Here is a 19,357-nt window from a genome sequence, read left to right as displayed (position 1 = left end):
TCCCGCGCGGATCACTGCACTCCGACACGCCGACTCGCGACGTCCCTCGGCGGGCCGTTCGCCGAGACTGGGGAACACTGGATCACGACCGGGCTCGACGAGGACTTGCTCGTCAAGGTCCACTGCGCACTTCCGAAGGAGCTGAACCTTGACCGATCCGTTCATCAGGACCATCGAGGACGCCGGACGCGAAGGGCCCCTTGCGGGTCTGCGGCTGGCGGTGAAGGACCTGTTCGACCTCGCGGGCGTGCCGACGGGCGCGGGGAACCCGCGCTGGCTCGAGACGCACGAGGTGCCGACCGAGGACGCGGCGGCGGTCGCGTTGTTGCGCAACGCGGGCGCGAAGGTCGTCGGGAAGACGATCACGGACGAGCTGGCGTGGAGCCTCAACGGCACCAACGCGCACTACGGGACCCCCGAGAACCCGGCCGCGCCGGGGCGGGTGCCGGGCGGGTCGTCGTCGGGGTCGGCTTCGGCGGTCGCGTTGGGGCGGGCGGACATCGGGCTGGGGACGGACACGGGCGGTTCGATCCGCGTCCCGGCATCCTACTGCGGCCTGTTCGGGCTGCGGCCGACGCACGGACGGGTGAGCCTGGAGGGCGTGGTGCCGCTGGCGCCGTCGTTCGACACAGCCGGGGTGCTCACGCGGGAGGCGGCGACGCTGCGGCTGGCGATGGGCGTGCTGTTGGAGGGCACCGGGGAAGCCGGGCCGATCACGAGGCTGCTGGCGCCGCAGGACGTCTGGGGCGAGATCCCGGAGGCGACGCGGGCGGCCGTGATGCCGAAGGTCGAGTCGCTGGGGCTGACGATCGACCGTGAGCCGCTGTTCCCGGAGAGCGGGGACGCGGCGCCCCTGGAGACCGCCCGGGTCGCTTATGCGACCTTGCAGGCGTGGGAGGCGTGGCAGACGCACGGCGCGTGGATCGAGGCGAACGACCCGGTGTTCGGGCCGGGCGTGGCGGCGCGGTTCGCCAACGCGGCGAAGCTGGACCGCGCGGAGGTGGCTGCGGCGCAGCGGGTCCGCAGCGGTGTGGCGGCCCTCGTACGCGACCGGCTGCCGGAGGGCACGGCGCTGGCGATCCCGGCGGCGCCGGGACCGGCGTTCATGATCGGCGGTTCGCCCGACCGCGAGGCGATCGTGCGGTTGACGTGCATCGCGGGACTCTCGGGCGCGCCGGGTCTGGCCGTGCCGGCGGGCACGGTCGACGGTCTGCCGGTCGGCCTCCAGCTCGTGGCCGCACCGGGCGGCGACGAGCGGCTGCTCGAACTGGCCTGAGGAGGAAAGGTTCCCCAGGCTGGGTGGCGCCGGCGGAGTCGGCAGGCGCGCACGGACCCGAGGACGGAACGCGGCCCGAAGGAAGCCCTTGGCGCCGTTTCGCGGAACCGGCGCCTCCGGCCCCGTCGCGCAGCTTGGTGAACCTCATGGACCGGGCCGTGCCGCGGGGCCCCTCGCCCCGCGGATTCCTCGGTCCCCACTGGTCACCGTTCGATGCTTGTCGCCGTGCTTGTCGAGCGTGCGCTGCTCTCGCTCGCTTTGCCGCGCCGGTAGGCGAACTCCGGTGCGTAACCCTGCCGGTCACCGCCGTCGCCTCGCGCGCATGTCTCTCCGGGGGACGGGCGCGTCCTCTCCTGCCAGTCGGGACGCGTGCGTCGTCAGTGGATGGTCAGCAGACGAGGCCCGAACGGAAGGCCTCGGCCACCGCGTGGGCTCGGTCGCGGGCGCCGAGCTTGCGGAACATGCGCCGCGCGTGGGTCTTGACGGTGTCTTCGGAGACGAACAGGTCGCGCCCGATCTCCGCGTTGGACTTCCCTTCGCTCATGCCCCGCAGGACCTGCAGTTCGCGTTCCGTGAGCTTCATGCCCTGCAGCGTCGAGCGCTGCCGCGGCACGGTCTCGGTGACGCGCTGGAGCGTCGGCGAGGCGAACATGATCGCCTGCGCCAGCGCGACCAGCAGGTCGTCGGAGTTGTTGGACGGGGTGCGGATGACACCCCGGGCGCCCGCGGCGACCACCATGGCCGCCGTGCGCGGATCGGCCGCTCCGGACAGGAGGACTCCTGTCCGGGGCGAGCGGGCACGGACGGTCTTCACGAACTTGACCGGGTCCGGCGCGGCCAGGGCCACGTCGACCAGGACCACGTCCACCTGGCGGCGTCCGAGTTCGAGGAAGAGCTCGGGCGAGCCCTCAACCGACTTGACCGCCTGCGCCAAGCCCATGCGGGTCGCGCAGGCCGAGATCTTCTGTCCGGCTTGAGGAGTCTTAACACAGACCAGTACGGTTCTCACTTTGTTCTACCTTTCGCTGCGGTAGGCCGTGCGTGGCTCTCTGTTACCAGCACGCAGGCGGTCCGCCGCCATGACGCGAGTTCGCGCGAATTTTTCGAGTGACTTTGCGAGGTTTCGGGGCCGGGGCGCATACGCATGGTGTTCCGGTTCGCTTGACGCGAGTTCCTCGACCCGGATGGGAAACTGGGGGCATGACACAGCGAAGAGGCGGACGACCGTATCAAGCCGAGTCCCGCGATATTGGTGACCATCGTTCACATCCACCTCGCCATGACTTGTCTAACGAACTAACGGCCCTGGAAGGTACGAGTTACGGCCGATATAAATCCTTGCGTGGCAAATGGTGGGCAGGCCCGGCGATTCTGGACATTCTGCGGGTCCAGTCGGACCCGTACGCGCCGCCGAGCCGCGTGGCGCTCGAGTTCGACGCGGAGGCCGCTGACCTGGTCGCGGACTGGTACGCGACGGAGGAGCGGCGGCGGGCGCTGGCGGTGCTGCTCGCCAAGCGGTTCCGGAAGGCGTGTCCCACGAGAGACCTGCGGATCGACGGGGGCGGGCAGGAGATCCTGCGGCGGGCCTCGTGCACCGTCGGGGCGGACGGGTCGGTGGTGTTCCGGCTCGGGGCGCAGTTCCCCGGGCACGGGCGGCGGATCGCAGGGCGGCAGGCCGCGCGGCTGCTGTGCGAGGTCCTGCCCGACGCGGCCGACGAGGCGCTCTCGGTGAGCGAGGAGGACGTGCTGGTGTGGACGCGCCACGCCGACGACGTGCAGGCGCTCAGGGAGGCCGTGGCGGCGGCGGGACTGGTCGCGTTCGTGGCGGACGGGGCGATGCTCGCGCGGCGTTCGGGTGTGGACGATCGGCCGATGGAGTCGGGCGTGCCGTTCGCGAGCCCGGCGTCGATGGCGGTCGAGTTCGAGCTGCCGCATGCGGGGACGGTGCGGGGCATGGGGATCGGGCCGGGCGTGACCCTGGTCGTCGGCGGCGGGTTCCACGGGAAGTCGACCCTGCTGCGGGCCTTGGAGTCCGGGGTGTGGGACCACGTGCCCGGGGACGGGCGGGACCTGGTGGTCGCGGACCGGTCGGCGGTGAAGATCCGGGCCGAGGACGGGCGCGCGGTGACGGGCGTCGACGTGCACGCGTTCGTCGACCACCTGCCGAGCGGTGACGACACCCGGCATTTCACGACCGAGAACGCGTCGGGTTCGACCTCGCAGGCCGCGGGCATCGTCGAAGCCCTTGAGGCGGGGGCGAAGGTGCTGCTGATCGACGAGGACACGGCAGCGACGAACCTGATGATCCGCGACGCGCGAATGCAGGAGCTGGTGGCGAAGGACCGCGAGCCGCTGACGCCGCTGGTGGACCTGGTGCGGTCGATGGCCGACGAGCACGGGGTGGCGACGATCCTCGTGATGGGCGGCTCGGGCGACTACATGGACGTCGCCGATCGGGTGATCTTGATGGACGCGTACCGGCCCGAGGACGTGACGGAGCGGGCGAAGGCCTTGGCGGCCGAGCCGACCGGGCGGCGGGTCGAGGCCGAGGGGTTCCGGATGCCGCGGGCGCGTGTGATCGACCCGCGGTCGGTGTCGTCGGCGTCGCGAGGGAAGCAGAAGATCAAGGCCGGCGGTACGGACGGGCTGCGCTTCGGCGAGTCCGATGTGGATGTTCGATCGGTGGAGCAGATCACCGACCCCGCGATGACCACCGGGATCGGCCTGGCGATCGAAGCGGCCGTGCGGCAGGGGTGGATCGACGGCGAGGCCACGGTCGAAGAGGTCCTGGATCGACTGGACGAGGCGTTGGACGCCGGCGGCGAGGCGGAGCTGCTGCGGGTCAGGGAGATCGACCTGGCGGTGCCGCGGCGGTACGAGGTGGCGGCGACCCTCAACCGGATGCGGGAGCTGCGAGTGCGCGAGAGCGAATGAGGCCGGGATCCTTGCGGATCGGGCCTGCGGGTCGGGGGCGCCGGGACCGAGGGTCGAACCATCGGTTTCTGGGTAGAAAAGCGCCTTCGCGGCTCCGATCCCCAAAGGCCGCGAAGGCACTTGAACTCTATCGGTTTCCCGACAGTAGTGCGACTAACTGTCGGGATGTTGACACTTGAGGTTCCGAGCCCGCGTCCGACCTGCGGTTAAACCCGGGACCGGAGACGGAGCAAGGCCGCCGACGAGGTCGGCGGCCTTGCTGTTCGTTCCCGTCGCCGGTCAGACCGGCCCGGCGCTAGTGCGAGTGGCTGTGCCCGCCGTGGGAGTGCGAGTGGCCGTGACCGGCCTGCTCTTCCTCTTCCTCGGGCTTGTCCACGATCGTCACCTCGGTCGTCAGCAGCATGCCGACGATCGAACCGGCGTTGACCAGCGCGTTGCGGGTGACCTTCACCGGGTCGAGGATGCCGGCCGAGACCAGGTCCTCGTACTCGCCGGTGGCGGCGTTCCAGCCTTCGCGCCAGCCCTTGCCCTCGACCGCGTTCACGATCACGTCGCCGGACTCACCGGCATTGATCGCGATGCGGCGCAGGGGCTCCGAGAGCGACTCGGCGACGATCCTGAGGCCCACGCGGGCCTCCGGGTCGTCGAGCTCGACCTTCTCGAGGATCGCGATCGCGTGCACCAGGGCCGCGCCGCCGCCGGCGACGATGCCCTCCTCGACCGCGGCCTTGGTCGCGTTGACCGCGTCCTCGATCCGGTGCTTGCGCTCCTTCAGCTCGACCTCGGTGGCCGCGCCGACCTGGATCACGGCCACGCCGCCCGAGAGCTTCGCGAGGCGCTCTTCGAGCTTCTCGCGGTCCCAGGACGACTCGGTCGTGGAGGCCTGCTGCTTGATCTGCGCGATGCGGGCGTCGACGGTCTCCCGCTCCCCGGCGCCGTCCACGATCGTGGTGGCGTCCTTGGAGACGGTGACGCGGCGGGCCCGGCCCAGGTGCGACAGGTCGGCCTGCTTGAGCTCGAGGCCCACCTCAGAAGAGATGACCTCGGCGCCCGTGAGGGCCGCGATGTCGCCCAGGATCGCCTTGCGGCGGTCGCCGAAGGCCGGGGCCTTGACGGCGCACACGCGCAGCGTGCCGCGCAGGGCGTTCACCGTCAAGGTCGCGAGGGCCTGGCCCTCGACGTCCTCGGCGATGATCAGCAGCGGCTTCGAGGTCTCGACGACCCGCTCCAGCACCGGCAGCAGCTCCTCGATGGAGCCGACCTTGGAGTTGGTGATGAGGATGTAGGGGTCCTCGAAGACCGTCTGGCGCGCGTCCTGGTCGGTGATGAAGTTCGGCGAGATGAAGCCCTTGTCGAACTGCATGCCCTCGGTCACCTCGAGCACGGTCTCCAGGCTGGAGCCGTCCTCGACCGAGATGACGCCCTCGACGCCGACCGCGTCCATCGCCTTCGCGATGAGCTCGCCGATCTCCGGGTCCTGCGCCGAGACCGCCGCGACCTGCGCGATGTTCTCGTGGTCGGAGATCTGGATGGCCTGGCGGAGCAGCTCCTCGGACACGGCGTTCGCCGCGGCCTCGATGCCCTTGCGGATCGCGATCGGGTTGCCCCCGGCCGTGACCGCCTTGATGCCCGCGTGGCTCATCTTCTGGGCCAGCACGGTCGCGGTGGTGGTGCCGTCGCCCGCGACGTCGTTCGTCTTGGTCGCGACCTCCTTCACCAGCTGCGCGCCGAGGTTGGCGTACGGGTCGGCGAGCTCGATCTCCTTGGCGATGGTCACGCCGTCGTTGGTGATCAGCGGCGCGCCGAAGGAGCGCTGGAGGACCACGTTGCGGCCCTTCGGGCCGAGCGTGACCTTGACGGTGTCGGCGAGCTGGTCGATGCCGTGCAGCAGGTTGTGCCGCGCGTCCTCGGCGAAGTTGAGAATCTTCGGCATGGTTTCCCTTCCTAAGACACGAAAGGGCCCTTCAGCTGAAGGGCCCGAGACGTGCTAGTTCTCGACGACCGCGAGGACGTCGCGCGAGGACAGGACGAGGTACTCCTCGCCGTTGTACTTGACCTCGGTGCCGCCGTACTTGGAGTAGATGACCACGTCGCCGACCTTCACGTCGATCGGGAGGCGGTTGCCCTTGTCGTCGAAGGCGCCCGGGCCCACGGCCAGAACGGTGCCCTCCTGGGGCTTCTCCTTGGCGGTGTCGGGGATGACGATGCCCGAGGCGGTCGTGGTCTCGGCCTCGTTCGCCTGAACAACGATGCGGTCGCCCAGCGGCTTGATGGCAGCCTTGCTCACTTGGTTTCTCCAAACCTGCGTGTTCAAAAACGGATATCGCCACGACGGCTCGGGTCTCGTCGTCGCGGGTGCCGAGGCACCGGCCCGTGGCTGTTGGCACTCTCTAGGCGAGAGTGCCAAGCCGATCATAGCGCTTAGCAATCTCGGTCTGCGAGTGCTAAGGCGTAAGATAATTCGCCCAGGTGGGGAGCGTCAACCCGGGGTCTCGAACGTCATACGATGAGGCACGTGGACACCAGCCTGCTCGCCGCCATCAGGGCCCGCCCCGAACTCCAGACGCAAGCCGCCGACGCCCTACGGCGCGACGGCGACCGGGCGCCCCTGACCCTCCGGAAGGCCGGCGTGGAACCGGACCTCGCGGCGGCGGCCCTCACGCTGGCCGAGCTGCGGGAGAAGGCCCGGGGAAAGTTCGGCGAACGGGCGGCGGAGCTCTATTTCACGCGGGCGGGCCTGGAGCAGGCCACGCGGTGGGTCGTGGCAGAGCGCAGGGCGGCGCGGTTCGCCCGTCACGCGGAGGCGGTGACCGATCTGTGCTGCGGGCTCGGCACGGAGGCGCTGGCGTTCGCGGAGGCGGGCCTGCGGGTCGAGGCCGTGGACATGAGCGAGGAGACGGCGGCGTACGCGACGGCGAACGCCGAGGCGATGGGATTGCCGGTCGGGATCGCGGTGGGCGACGCGCTGAAGACGCCGCTGCTGGAAGCGGCGTTCGCGGACCCGGCCAGGCGGTCGGGAGCGGGAAGGAACTTCAACCCGGCCGCATACTCGCCGCCGCTGAACGACCTTCTGACGCACATGTCGAAGACCGGGTTCGCCGCGCTGAAACTCGGGCCGGGCATCAGCCACGAGTGGATTCCGGAAGGCGCCGAGGCGGAATGGGTCTCGGTGGACCGGGACGTCGTGGAGGCCTGCCTGTGGTTGGGCGAGGCGGCAGAGGTGCCGCGCAGGGCGAGCTTGTGCAAGGCGGGCGAGTGGCACGAGCTGACGGGCAGCGGCGAGGAGCTCGCCGAGGTGGGCGAGGTCGCCGAGTACCTGCACGAGCCGGACGGAGCGGTGATCCGTGCGGGTTTGGTCGCCGAGTTGGCGGAAGCGTTGGAAGCCCACACGGCGCATGAGGCCATCGCCTACCTGTACAGCGATCGGCTTGTCGACACCCCGTTCGCGAGGGTCTGGAAGATCGAGGAGGTCTGGCCCCTGCACCCCAAGAAGCTCAAGGCCTTGCTGGCGGAGCGCGGGATCGGCCGCCTCACGATCAAGCAGAGGGGAACGGGAATCGACCCGGCCGCGCTGAGGAAGCAGTTGAAGCTCAAGGGCGACAACGAGGCGACCCTAGTGCTGACGCGGCTGGGAGAAGCCCACGCCGCGATCCTCTGCCAGGAGGCCTAGGCGCCGTGCTGTACGCGATCGAACTGTTCCTCGACGATGATGCCGACCGGCGGGTCCGTCAGATCTGGGCGGCGCTCGATGCGGGGGCATTCAGTCGCTGGCGAGTGCACCTGACGCCGACTATCACCCGCATGTCACGTTGTCGGTGTTCGATTGCGAGGACGTCGGCGAGGTCGCCGAGCATGTTCGGCCGATACTCGCCGAGACTGTCGGAGTTTCGCTGCCGTCGGCGTCACTCGGGTTCTTCCTGACCGATGAGTCTCCGATGTTCCTCGGAGTGGTCCCCTCGCCCCGACTTCTGGAGCTGCATCAAACAGTCCAGGAGAAGGCCGAGCCACTGGTAGACAGCGTCTTGCCGTACTACCGCCCTGGCGCGCTCTTGCCGCACTGCACCCTCGCGATGCGGGTACGGGACAGGGCGCGGGCGCATGGCATCGCTGCCGGTTTCCCACACCGATCTCGGCGTTCGCCGCCAGCGCCCACATCGTCGAGATTCCGGGCGGTCTCAGAACTCATTTGGGGGGCTCCGAGGCGTGGCGGTCATGGAAGCGTTTGGCTTTTGCCCTGTTTCCGCAGGTCTCCATGGAGTGCCAGCGGCGACTGCCGTTGCGGGTGGTGTCGAGGTACCAGAGGACGCATTCGTGGTTGGCGCACTTGCGGATGCGGTCCGGCTTGCGCTCGAGGAGGTCCAGGAACTCGACGGCGCAATTCCAACCCGGGAGGTGCGCGGGGTCGTCGACGGAGTCCACCACTTCCGGGCGGCCGTCGACCAGTCGCGGGTTCCGCGTGCCGTGTGCGAGGACTGAGTTGAGCCTGGCCTCGCCGTCGTCGTGCTTCTGAAGGAAGGCGCGGATCGACTCGCGGGCCTCGGTGAGGTGTTCGCGCACTTCCCTCTCGGGTGCGTCGACGGGGAACTCGTGCTCGGCGAGCCATCCCTGCAGGGCCCCAGGGGTGTCGAAGACATCGCGGAGGGAGCCGTTCTCCATCCAGACGGTGTCGAGCAGGTCGAGCGGCAGGGGTTCTCCCATGAGCGGGCGCGTGACGGTCATCTCTCAATTGTAACCACCAAAACTCTTGTAGGTGGTTGGACGGGCCGCTAGTGTTCTCACTACTAAACCGGCTAAATCAAGTTAGACGGTTAAACCCGAAGGGCACCAACCATGTCACGCCTCCCTCTGATCCAGGCCGAAACCGCCACCGGCGAAGCCGCCGCGCTCCTCACCGGCGTCCAGAAGCAGCTCGGCGTCACCCCGAACATGGCCAAAGCGATGGCCAACAGCCCCGCGGTCCTCAAGGCCTACCTCGGCCTCTCCGGCGAACTCGCCGGCGGCGCGCTCCCCGCCCCGCTCCGCGAGCGCATCGCACTGCTCTCGGCGCAGGAGAACGGCTGCGACTACTGCCTCTCGGCCCACACCTACCTGGCCGCCAAGACCGCCGGACTCGGCGAGACGGCGATCGCCCAGGCCCGCCGCGGCGAGGCCGACGAGCCGAAGACCGCCGCCGCGCTCGCGTTCGCCGCCGCCGTGCTGCGCGGCAAGGGCGGTGTGGACGACACCGAACTGAAGGCCGCCCGCGAAGCCGGGCTCACCGACGAGGAGATCGCGGAAGTGGTCGCCAATGTCGCGCTCCAGGTGTTCACCAACTACTTCAACAAGACCGCCGACACCGACATCGACTGGCCGGTCGTCCGGCACGACCACTAGGCACGAGCGACGACCCGGCGCCGGGCCGTCTCGGGCCGTCGATCCGGACGGCCGCAATCGCGACCGCGCTCCCGTGGCGCCGTCCAGAAGGGAATACCGAAATGTCCGAGACCCGACCACCGCTCCCGCCGTTCACGGCCGAGACCGCCGCCGCGAAAGTCCAGGCGGCAGAGGACGGCTGGAACACCCGCGATCCTGAACGAGTGTCCCTGGCTTACACACCGGATTCGGTGTGGCGCAACCGTTCCGAGTTCCTGTCCGGTCGTGGGGAGATCAAGCGCTTCCTGGCCCGCAAGTGGGAGCGGGAGCACGAGTACGCACTGCGGAAGCAGTTGTGGGCGTTCACTGACGACCGCATCGCGGTGACGTTCCAGTACGAGTGGCACGACGACGAGGGCCAGTGGTGGCGCAGCCACGGCAACGAGATGTGGGAGTTCACGGCCGAGGGCCTGATGCGCCGCCGCGAGGCGAGCATCAACGACGTGAAGATCGAGGAGTCGGACCGGAAGATCTTCGGCCGCCGCCCCGACAGCGAGCGTTGAGCCGCGAAGGATCCGAAGACGAGGTCGGGCACCGCCGCGAGCGGGCACCGGCACGAGAGAAAGGCCGGGCACCGCCACGAGCGGTTCCCGGCCTTCGCTGCGTCTTGGGTGGACGCGGTCAGGGAAGGCGTGCGGTGAGGTCGACTTCGACGAGTTGGCCCGGGTAGCCGAGGGCGGTGACGCCGATGACGGTGCTCGCGGCCTTGAAGGCGGGCCCGAGGTCGGTCTGCTCGGAGAACCGGTGCCAGGCGGCGCCGATGACCGCGCTGTCGGCGCTCACGACGTAGACGACGGAGCGGACCACGTCGTCGGGCGCCGCCCCGACCGAGGCGAGTGCGGCGAGGCTGTTTGCGGCGGTCTTGTCGATCTGGGCGTCGAGGTCCCCGATGCCGACCACCTGCTGGTCGGCGTCGACGGGGCATTGCCCGGCGAGCATCGCCAGCCGCCCGGCCTCGACCACGGTCACATGCTCGTATCCCCCGGTGGGGTGCAGCTCAGTGTCAGACACACCGCGAGTCTATGGCCGTTGCCGTTGCGCAGGAACCGGTTTTCGCAGGGTCACTCGGGGTGGGCGAGCCGGTAGCGCAGGTTGGAGTCCTTCTCGGTGACCATGCGTTCGAGGTCGACCTGGTAGTTGGAGAGCTTGTCGCGCAGCGGCTCGTCGCTCGCGCCGAGGATGCGGAGGGCGAGGAGCCCGGCGTTCTTGGCTCCGGCGATCGAGACGGTGGCGACGGGGATGCCCGCGGGCATCTGGACGATCGACATGAGGGAGTCCATGCCGTCGAGGTATTTGAGCGGGACGGGCACGCCGATGACCGGCAGCGGGGTCGCGGAGGCGACCATGCCGGGGAGGTGGGCGGCGCCGCCGGCGCCGGCGATGATGACCTGGAGGCCGCGGGAGGCGGCGGAGTCGGCGTAGCTGAGCATGCCGTGGGGGGTGCGGTGGGCCGAGACGACGCGGACCTCGTAGGGGACGCCGAACTCCTTGAGGACCTCGGTGGCCGGTTCCATTGTGGGCCAGTCCGAGTCGGAGCCCATGATGACGCCGACCCGGGGTTTCTGCTCTGCCATTACTCGCCTTCCTGGAGCCGTTCGGCGGCCCGCAGGGCGCGGCGCCGCAGTACGTCGGGGTCGTCGCCGCAGACGGTGACGTGGCCGATCTTGCGGCCGGGGCGCACGGCCTTGCCGTAGAGGTGGACGTGCGCGCCGGGATCGTCGGCGAGGAGGTGCTGGAGGCGTTCGTCGAGACGCGGGCCGCCGGGGGCGCCGCCGAGGACGTTGGCCATCACGGTGTAGGGCGCGGCGGTCTCGGTGGAGCCGAGGGGGTAGTCGAGGACGGCGCGGAGGTGCTGCTCGAACTGGCTGGTGCGGGCGCCCTCGATGGTCCAGTGGCCGGAGTTGTGAGCGCGCATGGCGAGCTCGTTGACGAACAGGCCCTTGGAGGTCTGGAAGAGTTCGACGGCGAGCATGCCGCAGACGCCGAGTTCGCTCGCGATGGTCTCGACGATGCGGCGGGCTTCGGCGGCGGTGTCGTCGCTCAGGCGCGGTGCGGGGGCGATGACCTCGGTGCAGATGCCGCCGGTCTGGACGGTCTCGACGACCGGGTAGACGGCGGTCTCGCCACGCGGGGAGCGGGCGATCTGGATCGCGAGTTCGCGCTGGAGCGCCATGCGCTCTTCGGCGATGAGGCGGATGCCGGAGGCGAGCACGGCCTGCGCGTCGGCGGGCGTGTCGATCATCCACACGCCCTTGCCGTCGTAGCCGCCGGTGGCGGCTTTGAGGACGCAGGGGAGGCCGAAGGCCTCGACGTCGGAGATCGAGTCGACCGGTGCCCAGCGGGGCTGGGGCAGGCCGAGCTCGGCGAGGCGGGTGCGCATGGCCTGCTTGTCCTGGGCGTACAGCAGGGCCTCGGGGCGGGGCTGGACTTCGACGCCTTCGTCGACGAGGGCGCGCAGGGCGTCCTGGGGCACGTGCTCGTGGTCGAAGGTGAGCACGGTGCAGCCCTTGGCGAAGGCGCGGAGGTCGTCGATGTTCCGGTAGTCGCCGAGCGTGGTCGCCGGGGTGACGACCGCGGCGCTCTCGGCGGGGTCGCCCGCGAGGACTCTGAGGCTCTGGCCGAGGGCGATGGCGGCCTGGTGGGTCATGCGGGCGAGCTGACCGGCGCCGATCATGCCCACCGTCGGAAGTTGCGTCGCGGCGTCCACGGCCAGAGCCTAACCCGGGCCCCGACCTCGGGCTCGGCGTTCGGGACGCGGCGTGACCTGGGCCCTTACAGGATGATGGGATGTCTCGGCGGTCGCAGTTTGCGGGGGCTCGCGGCGGCGGCGGGCGGAAGCGGTGATGATGGAGGGGACACCGCTGAGCCGAGTTCCGAAGGGCCGCCATGATCGAGTACTACTCCCCCGCCGAGATCGAGGCGATGCGTCCGGCCGGTCGTTTCGTGGCCGGGATCCTCTCCGAGCTGGAGCGGACCGCCGAGGTCGGCATGAACCTGCTCGAGCTCGACGACCTGGTCGCGCGGCGCATCAAGGAGGCCGGCGCGGTCTCCTGCTATGTGGACTACCACCCGTCGTTCGGCGGGAGCCCGTTCGGGAAGGTGCTGTGCACCTCGGTGAACGACGCGGTGCTGCACGGCCTGCCGTTCGACTACAAGATCAAGGACGGCGACCTCGTGAGCTTCGACTTCGCGGCGGAAGTGGACGGCTGGGTCGCGGACTCGGCGCTGTCGATCGTGGTCGGGAACGCGAGCGAGCATGACCTGCACCTGATCGACACGACGGCGCGGGCGCTCGAGGCGGGCATCGGCGCGGCGCGGGCCGGGAACAAACTGGGCGACATCGGGCACGCGATCGCCACGGTGGCGCGCGGCGACGGCCTCAGTGTGAACACGCAGTTCGGCGGGCACGGCGTGGGCCGGACGATGCACGGCGACCCGCACGTCCCGAACGACGGGCGCCCGGGCCGGGGCATGAAGTTGAAGCCGGGCCTGGTCATCGCGATCGAGCCGTGGTTCCTGCAGACCACCGACGAGATCGTCTACGACCCGGACGGCTGGACGCTGCGCAGCGCCGACGGTTCCCGCGGCGCGCACATGGAGCACACGGTCGCGATCACCGAGGACGGGCCGATCGTCCTGACGGCGCGGAACTGAAGGTTCACCAGGCTGCGCGGGGCCGAGGGAGTCGGCAGGCCCGCCGATGAACCCGAACCACACCGCCCGGCCATCTCCGTTTCGGGCCGAGGTGATCGGCGGTGAGCGGGTCGACTTCGGCGCCGTTTCGCGGACCTGGCGCCTCCGGCGCCGTCACGCTGCCGGGGGAACCTTCAATGTTCGGCGTCGGTCCGGGCGAGGCGGGCCATGCGGTCGATCATGCGCTCGGTGGCGATCTCCTCGGCGGTGACGGCGTACCCGTAGTGGTCGCGCCAGTCGCCGTCGATGTAGAGGTAGCGCTTGTGCAGGCCCTCGCGGCGCAGGCCGAGCTTCTCGGCGACCCGGTTCGACGGGCCGTTCTCGGGCCGGATGTTCACCTCGATGCGGTGCAGGCGGCCGACCGTGAGCGCGTGGTCGATCACGAGCGCCAGCGCCGTCGCGGTGATGCCCTTCCCGGCGTGGCCGCGGTCGATCCAGTAGCCCGCGTACGCGGAGCCGAAGGCGCGGCGAACGATGTTGCCGACGGTGAGGCCGCCCGCGAGCCGGCCTTGCCAGCAGACGGCGAGGGGCCAGCTCGTGCCGTCCTTGATGGAGCGTTTGAGGCCGCGGAGCATGGCGCGGAACGCCGCGGGCGAGTGGGCTTCGTGCCAGGTGGTGCCGGTGCCTGGTTCCCAAGGGGCGAGCCAGGCCTCGTTGGCGCGGCGCAGTTCCGACCAGCGGGCGGCGTCGGAGCGGCGGAAGGGGCGGACGCTCACGTCGCCGTGGTTCAAGTGCACGGGCCAACCGGGGTTGGAGAGGGTCATTCGTTGTCCAACTGCGGATTGTTGATCATCGGTTCCGGTCCAGGAGCAGCACGTCTACGGTCGACCCGGCGGGCACCCGGGTCGCGTTCTCACCGATCGTCATGAGGCCGGTCGCCTCGGCGAGTCCGGAGAGCGTGTAAGACGTGGCTCCCAGCGGGGCGACGGTGTAGCCGCCGCCGCGCCTCTCGGCGACGCGGACGGGCCGGAATTCGCGCAGCCCGCTCGGTGAGGATACGGGCTCGGTCAGGTTGGCGCGCACGCTGGGCCGGAAAACGGGCTCGGCTCCGGCGAGGCGCTGGATGAGCGGCCGGGCGATGACCTCGAAGGCGATGGTGGCGGCGACGGGGTCGCCGGGGAGGCACACGACGGGGACCTCTTCGGGGCCGATGGTGCCGAAGCCCATGGTCTCGCAGAGGTAGACGGCGACGGGGTTGAAGTCGACGGCGCCGTCGCGGGAGAAGGTGCGGCGGACCATGTCGCCGGGGCCGAGGCCGGTGCCGCCGGTGGTGATGACGAGGTCGGCGCGGAGGATCTGGTCGTCGAGGACGGAGCGGAGCGCGTCGGGCTCGTCGTCGCAGATGCCGACGCGGTACGCGTGCGCTCCGGCTTCGGAGGCGGCGGCGGTGACGAGGTGGGAGTTGACGTCGATGAGCTGGCCGGGCTGCGAGGGGCGGCCGGTGTCGACGAGTTCGTCGCCGGTGGCGATGACGACGACACGGGGCGTGGGGCGCACGACGACGTCGGCGATGCCGGCGGCGGCGAGCAGCCCGATGAGGTTGGGGGTGACGCGGCGGCCCTCGTGGGCGAGGATCTCGCCTGAGGGCCGCTCGGATCCCATGCGGCGCACGCCGTGGCCGCGGCGCGGCACTTGGCGGACGTCGACGGTGGCCATGCCCTCGTCGGTCCAGGCGAGGGGCACGACCATGTCGGCGCCGACCGGGAGCGCCGCGCCGGCGGCCACGGAGAAGCAGGTGCCGGAGACGAGGCGCACGGGGCGCCAGGAGGAGGCGGCGAGGTCGCCGAGGACCTTGAGGCCTACGCCGCGTTCGGGGCTGGCCCCGGCGATGTCGTCGCCGTTGCACGCGTAGCCGTCGATCGCGGCGTAGTCGAAGGCGGGGAGCGGGCCGGGATTCACGGCGTTCTCGGCCAGGACCGACCCGGTCGACTGGGTCATGTCGATGTCGACCGGGGGCAGGGGTCGCACCAAGGCCAGCGCCTTCGCCAGGAAGTCGGCCAATGGTGTCGCCTCGCCGGTCCCCTTCACTCCTCATCCCCCCGTCGGTCAAGTTCCTCTCAGCGCCGCCTCGCGGTCGCCGGGTCAGTCAAGTGTCGCACTGAATTCGCGCAGCCAGGCGTTGAAGCCGGGCAAGTCGTCCCGCTGGGTTGCGAGCTCGACCAGGGTCTGGAGGTACGCGACGGGTTCGCCGGTGTCGTAGCGGCGGCCGCGGAAGACGACGGCGTGCACCGGGGTTCCCTTGGCGCGCATGGCCTCCATGGCGTCGGTGAGCTGGATTTCGCCGCCGCTGCCGGGCTCGGTCCGCTCGAGCACGGGGAAGATCGATCCGGGGAGGACGTAGCGTCCGATGAGGATCAGGTTCGACGGCGCGTCTTCGAGGGCGGGCTTCTCGACGAGGCCGGTGACTTCGACGATGTCCTCGGCGTCGGTGGCCTGGACGGCGGCGACGCCGTAGCGGCTCACCTGGTCGTCGGGGACTTCGATGAGGGCGAGGACGATGCCGCCGGTCTCGGACTGGAGGTCGATCATGCGCGGCAGGAGCTTGTCGTCGAGGTGGCACCACTCGTCGCCGAGGAGGACCGCGAAGGGCTCGTCGCCGACGTGGGAGGCGGCGCGGCCGACGGCGTGGCCGAGGCCCTTGGCGCCGCCTTGGCGGATGGCGGTCATCTCGGCGATGGACTCGGGGGCTTTGACCTTGGCGAGCATCTCGTTCTTGCCCTTGGCTTTGAGGGCGTTGTCGAGGTCGGCGCGCGCGTCGAAGTAGTCGATCATGGCGTCTTTGCCGGGGGCGGTCACGAGGGTGACGTCGTCGGCGCCGGCGGCGGCGGCCTCCTCCACGATGTACTGGAGGACGGGCTTGTCGACGATCGGCAGGAGTTCCTTGGGGATGGCCTTGGTGACCGGCAGGAAGCGAGTGGCGAAACCTGCCGCGGGGATGACGGCTTTGGTGGCGCGAGGCGCGTTTGCTGACATACCGCGAGGGTAGCGTGCACACGCTGCGTCGGCGGTCAGCCACCCTCCCGAACAGCGGGTGAACGTTCGTGTCGGATGGTCCAAGGTTCCCCAGGCTGTGCGACGGCGCCGAGGCTCGCCTCTCGTCCGGGCCCGGCGCGGCCCCGGCTGCTCGACCGCCCTCGGGTCCGTATGCGGGCCTGCCGACTTCGTCGGCGCCGCGCAGCTCGGGGAACCTTGTGCCCGCCGCTCGCCGGGCGGTTCAGGCCACCGCGACCCTCCAGGTGTCGCGGCCCGCGGCCTTGGCGGCGTAGAGGGCTTCGTCGGCGGCGGCGAGGACGCCGGTGGCCGTGTCGGCGTGCTCGCCGAGGACGGCGATGCCGATGGAGACGGTGATGTTGAGTTCGCGGCCGCCGGAGGCGTCGTTGACCTTGAACTTGCGGGCGTTCACGGCCTTGCCGAGGCGTTCGGCGACGACGGCGGCGCCGGCCGCGTCGGTCTCCGGCAGCAGGACCATGAACTCCTCGCCGCCGTGGCGGAACGCGAGGTCCACTTCGCGGATCTGCGCGGTGACGCGGCGGGCGAGCTCGGCGAGGACCTGGTCGCCGACGGGGTGGCCGTAGGTGTCGTTGACGTCTTTGAAGCGGTCGAGGTCGATCGCGAGGAGCGCGGACGGGCGCTGGTAGCGACGGGAGCGCTCGGCCTCGCGGCGCAGGGAGGTCTGCATGAACCGGTAGTTCCAGAGGCCGGTGAGGGGGTCGGTGAGGCTCAAGCGTTCGGCGTGGCGGTGGAGCAGCACGTTCTCGACGGCGACGGAGGCCTGCCCGGCGAAGGTCTTGAGGGTGTCGACGTCGCCGGGCTCGAAGTCGTCTCCGGCGATCCGGTTGTAGAGGACGAGTACGCCGAGGACCCCGGCGTCGGTGCGCGGCGCGCCGCCGTACTCGCCGTCGGCGGGACGGCCGCGTTCGAGTTCGGTGGAGTGGCGACTGGTGCTGCGCCCATGGTCGACGGGCTGACGCCCGCTACTCCACTCATGATCAACGGGCTGACGCCCGCTGAATGGCACCGCGACGATCGTGTGGGCGTCGGGCTCGGTGTCGGCGCGGCGGCGGCCCTCGAAGCGGCCGTCGACGATGCGGCCGTGGGCCGGGACGCCTCCGGCCGCGATCGCGCCGATGATCCCTTCGCCGATGCGGATGGTCGCGGGCTCGGTGATGCCGAGGTCGCCTTCACCGGCGCGTTCGCGGAGCTGGTCGGCGTCGTCCACGTCGACGAGCATGATGACCCCGGCCTCGGCCCCGGCCGTGACCATCGCCGTGTCGAGGATGACCTCCAGGATGCGGTCGAGGTCGAGGGTCGCGGTGAGCGTCTGGCCGAGGCGCCCGAGCTGGCCGCGCATCTGGTCGCGTGAGGCGGTGAGGGCGCTGACGTACGACTGGGTCTGGGCGGTCATGCGGTTGAACGCGAACGCGAGGTGGGCGACCTCGTCGCGGCCGTGCACCGGGACCCGGACGGTGAGGTCGCCGTGGGCGACGCGTTCGGCGGCGGCCGAGAGCTCGGCGAGCGGTCTCGTCGTCGAGCGGGCCAGCCAGGTGGCGAGGGCGACCGCGCACACGGCCGAGGCGAAGACCATCGCCGCGAGGGTCCAGTACATGGGGGTCACATCGGTGGCGGCCGTGCCGATCCTCAAGGGCAGGAACGTATCCGTGAAGTCCCAGCGCCCGGCGTCGGCGCTGCCGACCTCGATCGGGGCGGGGCGGGCGTCCTGCAGGATGAGGTCCGCGTCCGCGACGCGGGAGAGGCGCGCGAGGAACTCCTGGTCGACCTCGCGGAAGGCGCTGAACACGGACGTGGAGCCGTCGGCGTTCTGGACCTCGGCCTGTGCGCCGAGCGCCACGATCGGCTCCGTGCCCGCGTAGGCGACGGTCTCGCCGCAGTCGACCCAGGAGCCTTGGGGGGCCTCCGCGCCGATGTCCATGCCGGGGTCGGTGCCGACGCTGGCGAGGCTCGAGAAGACCACGCCGTCCACCACCGCGCGGTCGACGAGGAGTTGGGCCATTTCGACCGCGTTCTCCTGATCGCCGTTACGGTAGTTCAATGCCACCGCAGCGGCCGAAGCCTGGATGCGCTCGCAGATGGTGCCGAGCGTCGAGTCGACCATCGTCACCGCCGAGTTGGCCAGCGCCTCCCCGCGGGAGTCCGCTAGATGGGACATGACGGCAGCGACGAAGACGGCCCCCACCAGGACCGGCCCGAGCACGACGACGAGGAACGCCGTGGTGAGCCGTGAGCGCAGCGACACCGAATCCCCCTCAAGTTCACTACTTAGAAGACTACCTAGAGCTACCGACTCGACACGACACGGCAGGCATATGTAAACGGGACTGCCCGAATGGGTGAGTGGGGGTGTCCGTTAAGGGGAATCCTCCCAGGCACCGGCCATCGAAGGAAGGAAACGGCATGCAAGAGGCGAAGACTGCGGCGCGTCGTCAGCTGCTCGCGGCACGGAACGCGATGCCCGGGGAGCAGCGCGGATACGCCGATCTGGCGACATGGAAGGCGTTGCGGGACTTCTTGATCGAAGTCGTGGACGAAGGCGCCGTGGTGGCGGCTTACCGGCCGTTCGGATCGGAACCGGGCGCGGCGCTCGAACCCGAACTGCCCGAACGGCTCGCGGTGGTCTACAAGGTCCTCGAACCGGTCCTCCTGCCGGACAAGGACCTCAGCTGGCGGGAGGCCGGAGGCCCTGGGGGGCAAGGGGAACCGGACGCGAACTCGCAGGGCGGCGACGGCCCGAACCCGGGCGGGGCGGTGCTCGGGCCGGAAGGGATCAAGCAGGCGGCGGCGGTCATCGTCCCCGGCCTCGCCGTCTCAGATGATGGGATCAGGCTCGGCAGGGGCGGCGGTTCGTACGACCGGGCACTGGCCCGGGTGGGCCCGGACGTGCCGGTGGTGGCGCTGCTGCGCGACGGGGAGTTCGGCTACATGGTGCCGGCCGAGCCGCACGATCGCCCGGTGACGGGTGTGGTCACGCCTGCCAGGGGATTCGTCTCGTTGAGATAGGCCACACTGCTCAGGCGGATGGGATTA

Annotated in this window: 18 protein-coding genes and 1 pseudogene; 8 read left to right on the top strand and 11 right to left on the bottom strand. The window is 70.4% G+C overall.

All coding sequences use genetic code 11. From position 1 onward, the window contains the following. Window positions 1–148: 148 nt before the first annotated feature. Window positions 149–1,276: an amidase gene (locus JHY01_RS03220; protein WP_205324164.1), complete on the top strand. Its 1,128-nt coding sequence runs from the start codon at window positions 149–151 to the stop codon at window positions 1,274–1,276. 388 nt (window positions 1,277–1,664) lie between these two features. Here the strand turns inward: JHY01_RS03220 and JHY01_RS27580 are convergent, their stop codons facing one another. Beyond that, window positions 1,665–2,285 (bottom strand): response regulator transcription factor, encoded by a 621-nt coding sequence (locus JHY01_RS27580; protein WP_081912923.1) that lies wholly within the window; start codon window positions 2,283–2,285, stop codon window positions 1,665–1,667. A 191-nt stretch (window positions 2,286–2,476) separates the two neighbouring features. On the opposite strand from JHY01_RS27580, the gene JHY01_RS03210 reads away from it, so the two are divergent. Beyond that, complete coding sequence (locus JHY01_RS03210; protein ID WP_275889657.1) at window positions 2,477–4,210, top strand: ABC-ATPase domain-containing protein; 1,734 nt, start codon at window positions 2,477–2,479, stop codon at window positions 4,208–4,210. A gap of 295 nt (window positions 4,211–4,505) precedes the next feature. On the opposite strand, the gene groL is transcribed toward JHY01_RS03210, so the two are convergent. After that, entirely contained in the window at window positions 4,506–6,143 is a 1,638-nt protein-coding gene (groL, locus tag JHY01_RS03205; protein ID WP_205324162.1) for a chaperonin GroEL, read from the bottom strand. A gap of 54 nt (window positions 6,144–6,197) precedes the next feature. Continuing rightward, the gene (groES, locus tag JHY01_RS26280; RefSeq protein ID WP_091037834.1) at window positions 6,198–6,497 is read right to left on the bottom strand and encodes a co-chaperone GroES; all 300 of its coding nucleotides are present in this window, start codon (window positions 6,495–6,497) and stop codon (window positions 6,198–6,200) included. A gap of 228 nt (window positions 6,498–6,725) precedes the next feature. Between groES and JHY01_RS03195 the strand changes: the two genes are divergently transcribed. Both JHY01_RS03195 and JHY01_RS27970 read left to right on the top strand, forming a co-directional pair. After that, entirely contained in the window at window positions 6,726–7,880 is a 1,155-nt protein-coding gene (locus tag JHY01_RS03195) for a class I SAM-dependent methyltransferase (protein ID WP_307814194.1), read from the top strand. A gap of 64 nt (window positions 7,881–7,944) precedes the next feature. Then, window positions 7,945–8,295 (top strand): annotated as a pseudogene (locus tag JHY01_RS27970) (2'-5' RNA ligase family protein); the annotation flags it as partial. 97 nt (window positions 8,296–8,392) lie between these two features. Here the strand turns inward: JHY01_RS27970 and JHY01_RS03185 are convergent. Beyond that, window positions 8,393–8,929, bottom strand: coding sequence for a CGNR zinc finger domain-containing protein (locus JHY01_RS03185; RefSeq protein ID WP_205324159.1), 537 nt, complete (start codon window positions 8,927–8,929; stop codon window positions 8,393–8,395). A gap of 111 nt (window positions 8,930–9,040) precedes the next feature. Here JHY01_RS03185 and JHY01_RS03180 point away from each other — a divergent pair, with 111 nt between their 5' ends. Next, window positions 9,041–9,583: a carboxymuconolactone decarboxylase family protein gene (locus tag JHY01_RS03180; RefSeq protein ID WP_205324158.1), complete on the top strand. Its 543-nt coding sequence runs from the start codon at window positions 9,041–9,043 to the stop codon at window positions 9,581–9,583. A 101-nt stretch (window positions 9,584–9,684) separates the two neighbouring features. Beyond that, window positions 9,685–10,125, top strand: coding sequence for a nuclear transport factor 2 family protein (locus JHY01_RS03175; protein WP_205324157.1), 441 nt, complete (start codon window positions 9,685–9,687; stop codon window positions 10,123–10,125). Window positions 10,126–10,243: 118 nt separating this feature from the next. On the opposite strand, the gene JHY01_RS03170 is transcribed toward JHY01_RS03175, so the two are convergent. From JHY01_RS03170 to JHY01_RS03160, 3 genes are read right to left on the bottom strand one after another with little or no spacing between them, the layout of a single operon-like run. After that, window positions 10,244–10,633: a RidA family protein gene (locus JHY01_RS03170; protein ID WP_205324156.1), complete on the bottom strand. Its 390-nt coding sequence runs from the start codon at window positions 10,631–10,633 to the stop codon at window positions 10,244–10,246. 50 nt (window positions 10,634–10,683) lie between these two features. Next, window positions 10,684–11,196, bottom strand: a complete 513-nt coding sequence (gene purE / locus JHY01_RS03165) for a 5-(carboxyamino)imidazole ribonucleotide mutase (RefSeq protein ID WP_205324155.1) — start codon at window positions 11,194–11,196, stop codon at window positions 10,684–10,686. Beyond that, window positions 11,196–12,329 (bottom strand): 5-(carboxyamino)imidazole ribonucleotide synthase, encoded by a 1,134-nt coding sequence (locus JHY01_RS03160; RefSeq protein WP_205324154.1) that lies wholly within the window; start codon window positions 12,327–12,329, stop codon window positions 11,196–11,198. Before JHY01_RS03160 ends, purE begins: the two co-directional genes overlap by 1 nt. A gap of 179 nt (window positions 12,330–12,508) precedes the next feature. Between JHY01_RS03160 and map the strand changes: the two genes are divergently transcribed. Next, complete coding sequence (gene map, locus JHY01_RS03155) at window positions 12,509–13,276, top strand: type I methionyl aminopeptidase (protein ID WP_205324153.1); 768 nt, start codon at window positions 12,509–12,511, stop codon at window positions 13,274–13,276. Window positions 13,277–13,449: 173 nt separating this feature from the next. On the opposite strand, the gene JHY01_RS03150 is transcribed toward map, so the two are convergent. The 4 genes from JHY01_RS03150 to JHY01_RS03135 form a co-directional block, all read right to left on the bottom strand. Then, window positions 13,450–14,079, bottom strand: a complete 630-nt coding sequence (locus tag JHY01_RS03150) for a GNAT family N-acetyltransferase (RefSeq protein WP_205324152.1) — start codon at window positions 14,077–14,079, stop codon at window positions 13,450–13,452. A gap of 25 nt (window positions 14,080–14,104) precedes the next feature. Then, window positions 14,105–15,343, bottom strand: a complete 1,239-nt coding sequence (glp, locus tag JHY01_RS03145; protein ID WP_344469270.1) for a gephyrin-like molybdotransferase Glp — start codon at window positions 15,341–15,343, stop codon at window positions 14,105–14,107. A 54-nt stretch (window positions 15,344–15,397) separates the two neighbouring features. Further along, a complete protein-coding gene (locus tag JHY01_RS03140; protein ID WP_205324151.1) occupies window positions 15,398–16,288 on the bottom strand; it encodes a UTP--glucose-1-phosphate uridylyltransferase in 891 nt (296 codons plus the stop codon). Window positions 16,289–16,529: 241 nt separating this feature from the next. Continuing rightward, on the bottom strand, window positions 16,530–18,569 hold the full coding sequence (locus tag JHY01_RS03135) for a diguanylate cyclase (RefSeq protein ID WP_205324150.1): 2,040 nt from the start codon (window positions 18,567–18,569) through the stop codon (window positions 16,530–16,532). Window positions 18,570–18,727: 158 nt separating this feature from the next. On the opposite strand from JHY01_RS03135, the gene JHY01_RS03130 reads away from it, so the two are divergent. Beyond that, window positions 18,728–19,330: a 5-formyltetrahydrofolate cyclo-ligase gene (locus JHY01_RS03130; protein WP_205324149.1), complete on the top strand. Its 603-nt coding sequence runs from the start codon at window positions 18,728–18,730 to the stop codon at window positions 19,328–19,330. Window positions 19,331–19,357: the final 27 nt, after the last annotated feature.

The organism is Glycomyces sp. YM15 (assembly GCF_016918015.1).
Taxonomy (GTDB): Bacteria; Actinomycetota; Actinomycetes; order Mycobacteriales; family Micromonosporaceae; genus Glycomyces.
This window is presented reverse-complemented; position numbering and strand designations above follow the sequence as displayed.

Excerpts from the sequence above, each read along its gene's own strand:
- JHY01_RS03140 (WP_205324151.1), bottom strand. The coding sequence starts at position 16,288 with ATGTCAGCAAACGCGCCTCGCGCCACCAAAGCCGTCATCCCCGCGGCA.
- map (WP_205324153.1), top strand. The coding sequence starts at position 12,509 with ATGATCGAGTACTACTCCCCCGCCGAGATCGAGGCGATGCGTCCGGCC.
- JHY01_RS03175 (WP_205324157.1), top strand. The coding sequence starts at position 9,685 with ATGTCCGAGACCCGACCACCGCTCCCGCCGTTCACGGCCGAGACCGCC.
- JHY01_RS03180 (WP_205324158.1), top strand. The coding sequence starts at position 9,041 with ATGTCACGCCTCCCTCTGATCCAGGCCGAAACCGCCACCGGCGAAGCC.
- JHY01_RS03185 (WP_205324159.1), bottom strand. The coding sequence starts at position 8,929 with ATGACCGTCACGCGCCCGCTCATGGGAGAACCCCTGCCGCTCGACCTG.
- JHY01_RS03150 (WP_205324152.1), bottom strand. The coding sequence starts at position 14,079 with ATGACCCTCTCCAACCCCGGTTGGCCCGTGCACTTGAACCACGGCGAC.
- groL (WP_205324162.1), bottom strand. The coding sequence starts at position 6,143 with ATGCCGAAGATTCTCAACTTCGCCGAGGACGCGCGGCACAACCTGCTG.
- purE (WP_205324155.1), bottom strand. The coding sequence starts at position 11,196 with ATGGCAGAGCAGAAACCCCGGGTCGGCGTCATCATGGGCTCCGACTCG.
- JHY01_RS03130 (WP_205324149.1), top strand. The coding sequence starts at position 18,728 with ATGCAAGAGGCGAAGACTGCGGCGCGTCGTCAGCTGCTCGCGGCACGG.
- JHY01_RS03210 (WP_275889657.1), top strand. The coding sequence starts at position 2,477 with ATGACACAGCGAAGAGGCGGACGACCGTATCAAGCCGAGTCCCGCGAT.